Source organism: Lederbergia panacisoli, from assembly GCF_024626525.1.
Taxonomy (GTDB): Bacteria; Bacillota; Bacilli; order Bacillales; family Bacillaceae_C; genus Lederbergia; species Lederbergia panacisoli.
The window spans coordinates 222772-236410 of the sequence record NZ_JANJGU010000002.1 but is presented as its reverse complement, the minus strand read 5'-3'; the positions used below and the strand labels follow the sequence as shown (position 1 = coordinate 236410).

Annotated in this window: 13 protein-coding genes; 11 read left to right on the top strand and 2 right to left on the bottom strand. The window is 37.1% G+C overall.

What is annotated here, in order from left to right:
* Positions 1-80 precede the first annotated feature (80 nt).
* Positions 81-653 carry an RsfA family transcriptional regulator gene (locus NQ185_RS20125; RefSeq protein WP_307000028.1) on the top strand — a complete coding sequence of 191 codons (573 nt, stop codon included), beginning with the start codon at positions 81-83 and terminating at the stop codon, positions 651-653.
* Positions 654-704: 51 nt separating this feature from the next.
* On the opposite strand, the gene NQ185_RS04040 is transcribed toward NQ185_RS20125, so the two are convergent.
* The gene (locus tag NQ185_RS04040) at positions 705-1151 is read right to left on the bottom strand and encodes a DUF4064 domain-containing protein (RefSeq protein WP_257580268.1); all 447 of its coding nucleotides are present in this window, start codon (positions 1149-1151) and stop codon (positions 705-707) included.
* Positions 1152-1256: 105 nt separating this feature from the next.
* A complete protein-coding gene (locus tag NQ185_RS04035) occupies positions 1257-1730 on the bottom strand; it encodes an N-acetyltransferase (RefSeq protein ID WP_257580267.1) in 474 nt (157 codons plus the stop codon).
* 183 nt (positions 1731-1913) lie between these two features.
* Here NQ185_RS04035 and NQ185_RS04030 point away from each other — a divergent pair, with 183 nt between their 5' ends.
* The 10 genes from NQ185_RS04030 (at position 1914) to NQ185_RS03985 (ending at position 13497) form a co-directional block, all read left to right on the top strand.
* Positions 1914-2126 carry an acyl-CoA carboxylase biotin carboxyl carrier protein subunit gene (locus NQ185_RS04030; protein ID WP_257580265.1) on the top strand — a complete coding sequence of 71 codons (213 nt, stop codon included), beginning with the start codon at positions 1914-1916 and terminating at the stop codon, positions 2124-2126.
* 612 nt (positions 2127-2738) lie between these two features.
* A complete protein-coding gene (locus NQ185_RS04025) occupies positions 2739-4271 on the top strand; it encodes an acyl-CoA carboxylase subunit beta (RefSeq protein ID WP_257580264.1) in 1533 nt (510 codons plus the stop codon).
* A gap of 70 nt (positions 4272-4341) precedes the next feature.
* Positions 4342-5241 (top strand): 2-dehydropantoate 2-reductase, encoded by a 900-nt coding sequence (locus NQ185_RS04020; RefSeq protein ID WP_257580263.1) that lies wholly within the window; start codon positions 4342-4344, stop codon positions 5239-5241.
* On the top strand, positions 5241-5636 hold the full coding sequence (locus NQ185_RS04015) for a DUF3397 domain-containing protein (protein WP_257580261.1): 396 nt from the start codon (positions 5241-5243) through the stop codon (positions 5634-5636). The genes NQ185_RS04020 and NQ185_RS04015 overlap by 1 nt, the downstream gene beginning before the upstream one ends.
* Before the next feature lie 85 nt (positions 5637-5721).
* On the top strand, positions 5722-7350 hold the full coding sequence (gene bshC, locus NQ185_RS04010) for a bacillithiol biosynthesis cysteine-adding enzyme BshC (RefSeq protein WP_257580260.1): 1629 nt from the start codon (positions 5722-5724) through the stop codon (positions 7348-7350).
* 130 nt (positions 7351-7480) lie between these two features.
* Positions 7481-7912: a division/cell wall cluster transcriptional repressor MraZ gene (gene mraZ / locus NQ185_RS04005; RefSeq protein ID WP_213128703.1), complete on the top strand. Its 432-nt coding sequence runs from the start codon at positions 7481-7483 to the stop codon at positions 7910-7912.
* Positions 7913-7939: 27 nt separating this feature from the next.
* Positions 7940-8872: a 16S rRNA (cytosine(1402)-N(4))-methyltransferase RsmH gene (gene rsmH, locus NQ185_RS04000; RefSeq protein WP_257580259.1), complete on the top strand. Its 933-nt coding sequence runs from the start codon at positions 7940-7942 to the stop codon at positions 8870-8872.
* 36 nt (positions 8873-8908) lie between these two features.
* Positions 8909-9271 (top strand): cell division protein FtsL, encoded by a 363-nt coding sequence (ftsL, locus tag NQ185_RS03995; RefSeq protein WP_257580258.1) that lies wholly within the window; start codon positions 8909-8911, stop codon positions 9269-9271.
* Positions 9268-11493, top strand: coding sequence for a penicillin-binding protein (locus tag NQ185_RS03990; protein WP_257580257.1), 2226 nt, complete (start codon positions 9268-9270; stop codon positions 11491-11493). The genes ftsL and NQ185_RS03990 overlap by 4 nt, the downstream gene beginning before the upstream one ends.
* A 90-nt stretch (positions 11494-11583) precedes the next feature.
* Positions 11584-13497 carry a stage V sporulation protein D gene (locus NQ185_RS03985; protein WP_257580256.1) on the top strand — a complete coding sequence of 638 codons (1914 nt, stop codon included), beginning with the start codon at positions 11584-11586 and terminating at the stop codon, positions 13495-13497.
* Positions 13498-13639 lie beyond the last annotated feature (142 nt).

Below are 13639 nucleotides of genomic sequence, written 5' to 3'. Positions count from 1 at the left end.
CTTTTACTATTAATTTACTAGAGCCGGATTCTATCTACCCTTATATCTGCATATACTTAGAAAAAAATAGGGGTGATACAATGACAGCTGCACGGCAGGATGCTTGGACTTCTGATGAGGATTTAGTGCTTGCGGAATTGGTGCTTGCCTATATAAGAGAAGGAAGCACACAACTTCAGGCTTTTGAGGAAGCAGGAAGAAAATTGAAAAGAACAGCTGCAGCATGCGGTTTTCGATGGAATTCTAATATTCGAAAAAAATATAAAGAAGGAATAGAGCTAGCAAAAAAGCAAAGGAATGAAAATAAAAAAGAAAAAAATGTAGAGACCGTAGAATACGTTCAACAAGATTTTAAAGAAGAAAAAACAAGTATGAATGACTCGGTTATTCTTTCAGATGCCATTCATTTTTTTCAAAAGCTCGAGAATGAACTTGCTGCGATCGAAAAATATAAGCAAGAGAACAATCGACTGAATAATGAGATTATGTTGCAAAAAGCTGATAAGGAAGAGGCTGTGAGAGCATTTACTGATATGAAAAAAGAATTTAATCAATTAAAGGATGAATATCGTTCTCTCATCACTCTTTTGGATAAAGCTAGGAAAATGGCGGGGGAATTAACAGATGCAGAGAAAATTAAAGTACCTTTTTAATTCAGGAGAAAGAGCCGTGTCGTTTCACGGCTCTTTGAAATTAGAAGTAACTTAAATATTTTCCAACTGTTCATCACTTGGTGGAGGCAGTGATGGCTTTCTGGCAAAACACATAATTCCTGCAATAAGGAAGAGTAAAGCAGGTAAGAATCCGAAGCCGATTGTTATGACACCGATTAATACGGCACCAATAATAAACATCAATCCGGCAAGCTTAGGTTTTTTATTTCCTTTGATAGCAATCACCCCGATTAGACCTAAAACAACCCCAAGGATAGCTGCAATTATTAATGCCGATCCAGCGGTTGACATCATATTAAGAATGATATTTAAATCTATACCTTCTGAATTGATTGTAGGATCGTTCAAGGATTCTTCCAATATTGGTATCATATCTTCTGATTTGCCAGCAAACATAAATAACATTCCCATTAATGCCGTTAGCGCACTTAAAATGATCCCGATAATACCTAATGTAATTTCCCCTGTTCGTTTCAAATAAAAACCTCCTGATGAAAAAATAATTGCTACAAATCATTATACGGATATACAGAAAAATAGATTCAATTTTTTTAAGTTTATCTTTAGGATAAAAGATCTAATTTAATGTTTCTGCTCCGAAACTCCAGCTGGGTACCAGACAAGCGGGTTCTCTCCCAGGTCCCGGTCCACTTCATACGTGACCGGCTTGAATCCCAGCTTTTCGAAAAACTCCCGAGAATTCATACGCGGATTTGTTTTGATTGGCATATTATAGCTCTTCGCATAATCAATTAGTTTTTGTCCATATCTTTTATTTTGATATCCTGGCAGTACTTCGAGCTTCCATATTTCTAAATAATCTTGTGGTGGTTCAAAATATTGATCGAAACGAGAATCCCTTCGATAAAGGCTCATTCGGGCGACGAGCTTATCACCAAAATATATGCCGTAAAAAGGCGAATGGGAATCATCCTCAATCATATTCGCTTCTAAATCCTCCAACATAGAAAGTTCCTGAGCACCATATTCTTTAAACTTTTTAAATTCTTCCATTGTTTTATAGTTTATTTTTAACTTTACAACCTTGGCAGTCATTATAAGCTCCCCCTTACGTATTATTTATTGATATAAGGCAATTTGAAACTTTGAAAGCAATCAATATTAGTAGAAAAAATGCAACAATCATGATGCATAACCTTAAACAATATTATATAACAAAGCACAAATTTATTCAGGGATGAAATGTATAGACAAATGGGATAGGGAGGCTAATGTTAAATGAAAACAATCGAATCACCGATCACTGGTATCGTTTTAAGGGTTATTTCCACAGTTGGCGAAGAAGTTTCAAAAGGACAGGAATTAATGGTCCTAGAATCAATGAAAATGGAAATTCCGATTGAAACGATGGAACCTGGAAAAATAAAAGAAATAAAAGTCAAAGAAGATGATTTTGTTAATGAAGGAGATATCCTTTTAGTGTTGGAATGATGATATAGACTATCGGTATTATGATTTTGTATTTCATCAAAGTCTTTTCAATAAAAGGCCGCCAAAAGAAGCTTCAGCTCTGTTATAACTGAATGTTGATTTCACTCTATTCGAAAAATAAACGGATAAATTCCGTTTAAATTAGGAAATACCCATATTTCCTTGAAAATAAAGGAAGTTTTTCCGTTTATATCATCCAAATCTTTGGATTTTGTCATATTTAGAGCAGTTAATCGGAATTTCTCCGCTTATATCTGCTTCTTTAGCTGGTTTATATACAATAGCAGGAAATTCTCCGCCTATGAATTCTCATACCTATGAGCGAAAAAATATCTCAGTTGATCTACGTTCCAGGCGGCGATTCCAGGTCGGCTAAAGACGGCCACGTCCTGTGGCCAACGCCGACACTAGGACGTCCTGTCCGTCGGGGGATTAGCGTGTCAGGTGAGACCCCGCAGGGCGCGTAGCGACCGAGGAGGCTCACCGCACGCCCCCCGGAACGCGTCCGCCTGGAACGGAAATCAACGGTAACAGGCAGACGTGATGTATGTAGATTATTTATTTCACTCAATACAGAATAAGGCAATTCTTTTATAAAAAGGAGGTCATACATTGTCTTCTGATTTTGAAAGGCTGGATGAGAGACGTAGGTTGGTTTTTAAAGGGGGAAAAGAAAAATATCATGAAAAATTAAAGCTTCAAAATAAGCTATTTGTAAGAGAGCGGCTTTCCCTTCTTTTTGAAGGTGGAGTTTATGAAGAAGACGGTCTGTTTGCCAATTTTAATTCAAATGATCTTCCCGCAGATGGCGTTGTGACAGCAATCGGAAAAGTGAATGCTCAAACTGTTTGCGTGATGGCTAATGATTCTACCGTCAAAGCAGGGTCGTGGGGTGAAAGAACAGTCGAAAAAATCATCCGCATCCAAGAAACAGCAGAAAAATTAAAGGTGCCTCTATTATATTTAGTTGATTCTGCGGGTGCAAGGATAACCGATCAACTTGACATGTTCCCAAATCGCCGAGGAGCAGGAAGGATTTTTCATAATCAAGTAAAATTATCGGGGATGATCCCTCAAGTTTGTATTTTATTTGGTCCATCTGCAGCAGGGGGTGCTTACATTCCAGCATTTTGCGATTGTGTCATTATGGTTGAGAATAATGCTTCCATGTATTTAGGCTCGCCGCGAATGGCCGAAAAAGTTATAGGTGAAAAGGTTACATTAGAAGAAATGGGCGGAGCTCGAATGCATTGTTCCATAAGCGGTTGTGGTGATATTTTAGTAGAAACAGAAGAAGAAGCCATTGTAGCAGCTAAAAGGTATCTTTCTTATTTCCCTGCAAATTATCAAGAAAAAACAGAAAAAGGAATAGTTAAACATCCTGATCAAGGAAGACCGCTTGATGCTATTATACCTTTAAACCAAAATATCCCTTTTGATATGTATGAAGGCATTAATGCGCTCGTAGATGGGGGTAGTTTTTTTGAAATCAAGAAACTTTTCGCACCGGAACTGATTACTGGTTTGGCAAGAATAGGTGGCAGAGTGATTGGCATTATTGCTAATCAACCCAAAGTAAAAGGTGGAGTCCTCTTTATTGACTCCGCTGACAAAGGAGCAAGGTTTATTCAATTATGTGACGCCTTTCATATACCACTCCTTTTTCTTGCCGATGTACCTGGATTTATGATAGGAACAAAGGTGGAGCGTGGGGGGATTATAAGACATGGGGCAAAGCTTATTGCAGCGATGAGCTCTGCAACAGTTCCCAAAATATCTGTCATTGTTAGGAAGGCATATGGTGCAGGCCTGTATGCGATGGCTGGTCCAGCATTTGAACCTGATTGTTGCATTGCATTGCCAACAGCCCAAATTGCGGTGATGGGCCCGGAAGCAGCCGTCAATGCTGTGTATTCCAATAAGATTATCGAAATTGATAATCCCAATGAACGAACAGAATTTATTAAAAATAAACAAGATGAATATAAAGAACATATTGATATTTATAAACTGGCATCTGAATTAATCGTAGATGAGATAGTAGCAGCACATGAATTAAGAGAGGTACTCATCTCTAGATTTACTCTTTATGAGACGAAAGAAATCCCGGAAATGAGACGCAAGCACCCAGTTTTTCCTGTCTGATTATTTAAAATACCCAGAATGCAAGAACTTTGCTACAATAGTCCTATATAAACAATTACTAGGTGATGATGTGAAAATTGGAATAATTGGCGGCGGCGCTGTAGGACTTCTTTTTGGGGCTTATTTTAGCCCTTATCATGATGTAACCATATTTACTAAAACGAAAAATCAGGCAATGGCATTAAATAATCAAGGCATTACATTAATACGTGAAAATACTGAAAGCAAATATGCAGTAAAAGGAAATGAGGAATTTGAAAAAGTTACAGATCAGGATTTTATTGTTGTAGCCGTGAAACAATATGATCTTAACTCTTTGGAACAAGTATTTCATATGATACCTACACATATACCACTTCTTTTTATCCAGAACGGCATGGGGCATTTGCAGCTGCTTGATACTTTGCCCCATCATTCTATTTATGTGGGGACCGTTGAACATGGAGTACTAAGAATTGATTATGGGACCATTCGGCATACGGGCATTGGAAAAACAAATATCGCCATTTTTCGAGGACTACATCACGATTTTGAAAAATTCCCAAACATGAACAAACAATATTTTCCCTTTCAAATTCAAAAAAACTATAAAAATATCCTTTATTCTAAACTAATTGCCAATGCTTTAATTAATTCTCTTACGGCCATCTTTAATGTCCAAAATGGAAGGCTTATTGAAAATCCGTATTACTATAAATGCTTCTTAATGTTATTTAATGAAATCATGCCACTTTTTCCAGAAATGAATAAAGAAGATTCATTGCATGAAGTGGAAGCGATTTGCCAAAAAACTAAGGAAAATACTTCTTCGACCCTAAAAGATTTGAAAGACGGAAGAAAAACGGAAATAGACGCAATTTTAGGATACATTATTGAGCAAGGAAATAAAAAAGGACATGCTTTACCCTTCACAAAATTGGTATTCAACATGATAAAAGGGAAGGAATTAGAAGGGGGATTAAGGGAATAATGTTAGTTTTTTTGTCCTCACTGGCGGCGCTTTTTATTATACTGCCTGTGCTTCTATATGCTCTAGTATTTTTCATCATGAAACAATGGACTAAAAGCCACCAAAAGGCTAAAAGTGCAGCCATCAACATAACTACATTTATATTAATTTTTTCGGTTCATTATTTAATTTTAGTCATTTGGTCTAAATCTTTCCTTTGGATGATTATTCTATTTATTTTATTAACAGCAATAGTATTTACATATATTTATTGGAAAGTTAAGGAAGAAATAGATTATGGGAAAGTATTTCAAGGGTTTTGGAGACTAAATTTCTTATTGTTTTCAGTCGTATACATAGGCTTGCTTTTGTACGGCGCAGCTTCACGCGCAATTGAAGCTGTAATGTTCAATTGAATATTTTTTTAAAACAACATAATATCTTTTCTTTTCAGATTTTGCTATACTAACGCTTAGAAAATACAGAAAGGAAGTACGGCTTATGAAATTTGAAAGCATAGTCATTCCAGCGACGAACGACTTTGCTTCTCTTTATATAGAACAAAAAGAACCTGTAAAAGGTTTTTTTCATTACGATATAACGGAGAACAGTGTTTACGAAAAGCGATATCGCGATCTCATGACAAAAAATATAGATAGAGCTGGTATTGCAAGAGTAATCGAGAATTATATGATGAAATTTCCGCAATCGGAAAAGACAAAGCAATCAATAGATAAGTTGAAAAGTGAGCAATCGGTTGTTGTCATTGGCGGACAGCAAGCTGGTTTATTAACCGGCCCGCTTTACACAATACATAAAATTATCTCAATTATAAAGCTTGCTGAGGAGCAGGAACATAAGCTAAATAAACCAGTCGTTCCTATTTTTTGGATTGCAGGGGAAGACCATGATTTTCTCGAAATCAATCATATCTATGCAGAAGCTGGACATTCATTAAAAAAGATTTCCTTTTCAGGCAATAACGATGAGAAAAGAATGACCTCACATATTTACTATAATAAAGACGATATGCACCACTGGATTGATACAGTTTTCATGCATTTTGGCGAAAAGGAAAATACGAAGGAATTATTATCTACATTACACACCGCAACCATGAAGTACGATTCTATTACTGATATTTTTTCATTTATCGTAATGACCCTTTTTAAAGATTACGGTTTGCTCATTATAGATTCGGCTGACCCGGGTTTACGACTTTTGGAAGAGCCATTCTTTTCTAACATAATCGAACAAAATGTAGAGATTACGCAAGCTGTATTAAGACAACAGGAAGAGATTGGGAATAACGGTTTTAAAAAGGCAATTGAGATGGATGAAAATGCCGCCAATTTATTCTATTACTTACATAATGAACGAATTTTATTGGACTATGATCCTGTAAGTAATTGCTTTTTATCGAAGAAAGCCCAACTTCAGTTAGATAAGGAAAATGTGCTTGAATTATTACAGCAATATCCCGAGAAATTCAGTAATAATGTAGTTACGAGACCATTAATGCAAGAGTGGCTATTTCCTACACTGGCCTTCATAGCTGGACCAGGTGAAATCGCTTACTGGGGTGAGTTGAAACAAGCTTTCGACATTTTAGGAAATAAAATGCCCCCTATTATTCCAAGAATGAATATGACATTTCTTGAGGCTGCTGTAGAACGGGATATAAACGATTTGGAGCTGTCTATTGATGATATCCTTAAAAATGGAGTCGCTCGAAATAAAGCTATGTTCTTGGAAAATATGGCGGATAAAGAGTTGCAAAGTATACTTGATAACGTTAAAACTTTTATGGAGGAACAGTATCATTCCATTTTCAAAAGATTAGAAGAAAGTGATCGAGGATTATTGCCTTTAGCTAGAAAAAACCTCTCGATACATTTGAATCAAATTAATTTTATGGAGCATAAGTCAAATATATCCATTGAATTGAAACATCAAACGATTTTGGACAAATACAATAGAATTGAACGTCATTTAAGGCCAAACGGCATCCCTCAAGAAAGAGTGTGGAATATTTATTATTACTTGAATGAAATGGGCGAAAGCTTTATACAGCAATTAATGGCCGAAACATATGTTTTTGATGGAACACATAAATTAATTAAAATATGAACAATTATGACTATCTTATTATTGAGCATTTCTTCAATAATAAGATAGTTTTTTTTATATTCAGATTAAAAAATGGTGGTAGAAAGTGGGGGGATGTGGTACAGTAAAATTAGAAAGTGGGGGCAAGACTATGTTCATGGGAGAATATCAACATAACATTGATACGAAGGGCCGTTTAATCGTCCCGGCTAAATTTCGTGAACATCTTGGTGAGAATTTTGTCATTACTCGCGGATTAGATCAATGTTTGTTTGGTTATCCACTCGAAGAATGGCGACTTTTGGAAGAAAAATTAAAAACTCTCCCCATGACTAAGAAAGATGCTAGAGCATTTACGAGATTTTTTTTCTCAGGTGCCGTTGAATGCGAATTGGATAAACAAGGCAGAATAAATTTGCCAACTCCACTACTTGGCTATGCTAAACTAATAAAAGAATGCGTGATTTTAGGGGTATCGAACAGAATAGAGATTTGGAGCAAGGATATTTGGGAAGACTATTTTGCAAAATCAGAAGAATCTTTTGCTGAAATCGCAGAGAATATGATTGATTTTGACATTTAGTCGATTGGTGCAGAAAGGTGACATCTAATGTTTAATCATACTACCGTGCTATTGAAGGAAACTGTCGAAGGCTTGAATATTCATCCTGATGGAATTTATGTGGACTGTACACTCGGGGGTGGGGGTCACTCTGAACTAATCCTTTCCAAACTATCCAGTGAAGGCAGATTAATTGCCTTTGATCAAGATGAGACAGCTATCGCACATGCTAAGGAAAAACTTTCGAAATACGAAAACAACTTGATTTTTGTAAAAAGTAATTTTAAATATATAGAAGAAAAAATAAACAGCCTTGGTTTACATAAAGTGGACGGGATATTATATGATTTGGGAGTTTCTTCCCCACAACTGGATACCCCGGAGAGAGGATTCAGTTACCACCACAATGCACCACTTGATATGAGGATGGATCTTCAAGGAGAAGTTTCAGCCTATGATGTTATTAACGAGTGGTCTTACGAGGATATGGTTCGGATTTTTTTCCATTATGGCGAAGAAAAATTTTCAAAGCAAATTGCTCGGAAAATTGAAGCAGCAAGGGAAAAGGCGCCGATCGAAACGACAGGTGAATTAGTAGAATTAATTAAAGAAGGAATTCCGGCACCAGCAAGAAGAAAAGGTGGACATCCCGCCAAGCGGATTTTTCAAGCAATTCGTATCGCAGTGAATGATGAACTGCACGCATTTGAAAGTTCGTTAAACCAAGCGATTGATTTGCTTAACCCTTCAGGAAGAATTAGTGTCATTACTTTTCATTCATTAGAAGATCGAATTTGTAAAACTGTGTTTAAAGAAGCGAGCGCAGGACCCAAATTGCCTCCTGGAATGCCTGTCATACCCGAAGGCTATGAACCCAAGTTGAAGCTTATTAATCGAAAACCAATCATTCCTTCTGAGCAGGAATTAAGTGAGAACAATCGGTCACGTTCAGCAAAATTAAGAATTGCAGAAAAAACATAAACCCATTTTGGCAATTTGATGTAGGGGGAAGACATTTTGAGTAATTTAGCACGGAAACAATATCAACAACATATTGAAACTGGGCAACAAACCCAAGTTCAAGTTAAGACCATTAGACGTCACGCGAAAATAACTCCCGGAGAAAAATTTTTAGCGATGCTGCTCGTTGCTTTCGTTTGTATAATGGCCGTTCAAATTATTTCCGCTCAATCGAAAATATATGAAGTGAATAAAAATATCGAAGATGTGAAATCTGCCATTTTTGAGCAACAAAAAGTAAATGGTGATTTGGAATCACAAGTAAAAGAATTAAGCAGTAATGAAAGAGTAATGAAAATAGCGAGAAAATCAGGATTAGATTTGGATGAGAATAACGTCAGGGTTGTTGAGAAAAAATGAAAAATACAAAAAAGAATATGAACATAGGAGCAGCTTTTTTCTTTATTTTCTTTAGCCTGCTCTTTTTTGTCTTGATTGTCAGATTTGTTACCATTCAGTATACGGGCGAAGCGGAAGGAAAGGTACTTTCAGCAAAAGCCGCCCAACTATATTTGCGCCAAGAAAAGATTCCTGCAAAAAGGGGAGCGATCTACGACCATACTGGTGAGGTTATTGCGGAAGATTCTGCATCATATACATTGGTCGCTATCCTTGATAAGGATTTAACGATGGATCCTGAACACCCAAGGCATGTCGTAGATCCGCAAATGACGGCCACAAAGCTTGCTGAAGAAATTGATATGAGCGAACAGGAGATTTACGAGAGACTTACGATAGAAGAAAGAAAACAAGTAGAGTTCGGAAATGCGGGAAAAGATTTGTCCCTTACTGTTAAGAAAAAAGTCGAAAATCTTAAATTGCCTGGGATTTCTTTCTTAAAAGAATCTAAACGATTTTATCCAAATGGAATCTTCTCTTCCCATTTGATTGGTTATGCTCAAAAAGAAATAAATAAAAAAGATAAGACATCTGAAATTGTTGGAAAGACAGGTCTCGAAAATAGCTACGATGAATTATTGAAGGGCAAAGACGGCTCTATTCAATATGAGGGAGATATTTGGAATTACATCTTGCCAAATTCACGTAAGCATGTTGTGGAACCTGTTAATGGGCATGAAATATATTTAACACTTGATAAAAAAATTCAAACTTTCCTTGAAGATGCAATGAATAAGGTAGATGAGCAATACCAGCCAAAAAAAATTATGGCTGTTGTAGCAGATCCGAAAACTGGAAAAATCCTTGCAATGGGACAGAGACCGACATATCATCCTGCAACTAGGGTAGGGATTGACAAATCATGGCATAACGAGATTATTGAAACTTCGTATGAACCGGGATCAACGATGAAAATATTTTCATTAGCTGCAGCGATTGAGGAGAAGTCATTTAACCCAAATGATACATTTCCTTCAGGTGAATACCGTGTGGACAACAAAAGTAAACCTATTAGGGACCATAATTACGGGCAGGGTTGGGGACGTATTACCTACCTTGAAGGGGTGCAGCGCTCATCAAACGTAGGATTTGCTTATTTGCTTGAAAAGATGGGAACTAAAGCTTGGCGAGAATATATGGATAAGTTTAAATTTGGCACTCCTACAGGAATCGATCTCCCTAACGAGGTCTCAGGGAAAATCTTATATGATTGGCCAATAGAAAAGGTAACGAGTGTCTTTGGGCAAGGAACAACTGTAACAGCTATGCAAATGGTACAAGCGATGACAGCAGTTGCTAATAATGGGAAAATGATGAAACCTTATGTAGTCGAAAAAATAGTTGATCCTAACGATGGTACAGTGAAGGAGACAAAGCCTGAAGTGGCGGGGCAGCCAATAAGTAAAAAAACTGCGAAGGAAGTACGAAACATATTGGAAACTGTTCTTACTTCTGAACACGGAACGGGAGCGAGGTATAAAATCGAAGGCTATAAAGTAGCTGGTAAAACGGGAACTGCCCAAATTCCTGATCCTAAAGGCGGCTATTTATATGGGCATAACGATTATATTTTCTCCTTTCTCGGTATGGCTCCCGCTGATAATCCGAATTTAATTATGTATGTTGCCATTGTACAACCTAATTTAAAAGAAGATGAGAATGGTTATCCGGAAAATGGAAGTGTTCCCGTTTCAATGATTTTTAATACTGTCATGAAAAGCAGTTTACAGTATTTGAATATTCAACCTGAGGAAATACCAGATACTAAAATTGCTAGCCTCCCTGATTTTTCAAAAATGAAAGTAAATGAAACGGTTGATTATTTAAAGGAAAATGCATTAGTTCCGATTATTTTAGGAAATGGTGAAAAGATAATTGGCCAATCTCCAAAAGCAGGAGTTTCTCTAATTGAAGGAGAAAAAATCGTCCTTAAAACGAATGGCAATCTCACGTTGCCGAATATGTCTGGATGGTCGAAACGTGATGTACTAAACGTCGCACAATTAGCTGATTTAAACGTGAATATAGTTGGGGACGGTTTTGCTGCAAAACAAAATATCAAAGCTGATACACCAATTAGAGAAGGTGATCATCTTGTCGTAAACTTTGAAACTCCTAAGCAAAAAATTGAACGGGAAAAAGCTAAAAAAAATAAAGAAGATGAAGATGAACCATTAGATTAAGCAGCGGCATTAGCCGCTGCTTTTCTTCGTTCTACTTAAGGAGGACAAGGCATAAGCTTAAACGAGCCAGAAAATGAGGGGGTCCTTTTTTTGAAGCGTGTTTCAACGGTTACAGTAAGAAAAAGACTGTCGTTCATTCTAGCAGCAGGTTTGTTCATCTTCTTTATCATAGATGTAAGATTAGGATATGTTCAGTTTGGGATGAGTAATGTATTAACCGAGCGTGCAAGGGATTCTTGGAGCAGAAATATTCCTTTTGAACCAGAGCGCGGAAAAATCGTTGACCGGAATGGAGTTCCAATTGCAACCAATCAAAGTGCTCCAACTGTCTTTGTGATCCCTAGGCAGATTGAAGATCCTGCTGTGGCTGCGGAAAAACTTGCAGCTACATTAAATATGTCTAAAGAAAAGCTTTATAAACAAATGGTAAAAAATTCATCGATCGAAAGAATACGTGAAGGTAGAAAAATCACCTTTGAAAAGGCAATGGAAGTACGAGAATTAAACTTAAAAGGTGTTTATATTGCAGAGGATTCGAAACGTCATTATCCATTTGGCCGTTACCTTTCACACGTTCTTGGATTTACGGGGATTGATAATCAAGGATTGATGGGGCTTGAGCTATACTACGATAAAGAATTGAGTGGAAAGAAAGGCTCAGTACAATTTTTCTCAGATGCAAAAGGTAGAAGAATGCCTGATATGTCGGATGAGTATGATCCACCAATTGATGGATATGATCTGAAATTGACAATAGACACAAAAATTGAATCAATTGTTGAACGAGAACTAGATAATGCTGAAGCTTTATATAATCCAGATGGTATTGTTACGATTGCCATGAATCCAAAAAATGGTGAGATATTAGCAATGTCAAGTAGACCATCTTTTAATCCAGCAGATTTTAGAGAGGTTCCACAAGAAGTATATAATCGTAATCTACCGATTTGGAGCACATATGAGCCTGGATCTACATTTAAGATTATTACACTGGCGGCTGCACTAGAAGAAGGGAAAGTTGATCTTGAACATGATCATTTCCATGATCCTGGATCGGTAAGAGTCGGGGGAGCTACATTAAAATGCTGGAAAAGAGGTGGGCATGGAAGCCAATCGTTTCTAGAGGTCGTTGAAAACTCCTGTAACCCGGGTTTTGTTGAACTCGGAGATCGACTTGGTAAAGAAAAGTTATTCAAATATATTAAGGATTTTGGATTTGGACAAAAAACAGGAATTGATCTTGCGGGCGAAGGGACAGGAATTCTTTTTAAAATGGATCAGGTAGGTCCTGTTGAACAAGCAACAACTGCATTTGGCCAAGGTGTTTCCGTCACTCCGATTCAACAAGTTGCTGCTGTGGCAGCGGCAGTGAATGGTGGTATATTATATCAGCCTTATATTGCAAAAGAATTAATCGATCCGATTACTGGGGAAGTTGCTATGAGGAAGACTCCAGTGGCAAAACGGAGGGTTATATCTGAATCAACTTCAAAGGAAATCCGCCACGCTCTCGAGAGTGTCGTAGCCCAGGGAACTGGGGGAAATGCATTTATTGATTCATATCGTGTAGGAGGAAAAACGGGGACTGCACAGAAGGCGAAGGATGGAAGATATTTGGAAAATAATCATATCGTATCATTTATAGGTTTTGCCCCAGCAGATGACCCACAAATCGTCGTATATACAGCAGTCGATAATCCAAAGGGAATCGTTCAATTTGGAGGAACCGTTGCAGCGCCTATTGTTGGTAAAATTATGGAGGATTCTTTAAGGGCAATGGGGGTTAAGCCGAGAAAAAATCAAATTGAAAAAGAAAAGAAATGGACAGATCCCGTTATGGTGGAAGTACCAGATTTAAAAGGAATGACGATTAAAGATATTCAACAGCAAATGTTTAACTTAAAGCTTAAAACAAGTGGCGAAGGATCAGAAGTAGTTCAACAAGTTCCAGAGCCGGGTGTTAAGGTGGAAGAAGGTTCTGTTATAAGGATATACATGAAATAGCTTCCGCAGGCGGCATGAGACTCTCATGGCCGCCTATTGTATGAATATATTTATAAAAAATTTATAAACGATGATGGCTTCATTTACAATAATTTTGTAGAATAGAAAAGAATGCTTTTATTGAAGTAAACTTGTCATCTCT

Bases quoted from the DNA above. Each gene is read 5' to 3' on its own strand.
- NQ185_RS20125 (WP_307000028.1), top strand. From the start codon at position 81: ATGACAGCTGCACGGCAGGATGCTTGGACTTCTGATGAGGATTTAGTG.
- NQ185_RS03990 (WP_257580257.1), top strand. From the start codon at position 9,268: ATGAAAAATACAAAAAAGAATATGAACATAGGAGCAGCTTTTTTCTTT.
- rsmH (WP_257580259.1), top strand. From the start codon at position 7,940: ATGTTTAATCATACTACCGTGCTATTGAAGGAAACTGTCGAAGGCTTG.
- mraZ (WP_213128703.1), top strand. From the start codon at position 7,481: ATGTTCATGGGAGAATATCAACATAACATTGATACGAAGGGCCGTTTA.
- NQ185_RS04035 (WP_257580267.1), bottom strand. From the start codon at position 1,730: ATGACTGCCAAGGTTGTAAAGTTAAAAATAAACTATAAAACAATGGAA.
- bshC (WP_257580260.1), top strand. From the start codon at position 5,722: ATGAAATTTGAAAGCATAGTCATTCCAGCGACGAACGACTTTGCTTCT.
- NQ185_RS04030 (WP_257580265.1), top strand. From the start codon at position 1,914: ATGAAAACAATCGAATCACCGATCACTGGTATCGTTTTAAGGGTTATT.
- NQ185_RS04015 (WP_257580261.1), top strand. From the start codon at position 5,241: ATGTTAGTTTTTTTGTCCTCACTGGCGGCGCTTTTTATTATACTGCCT.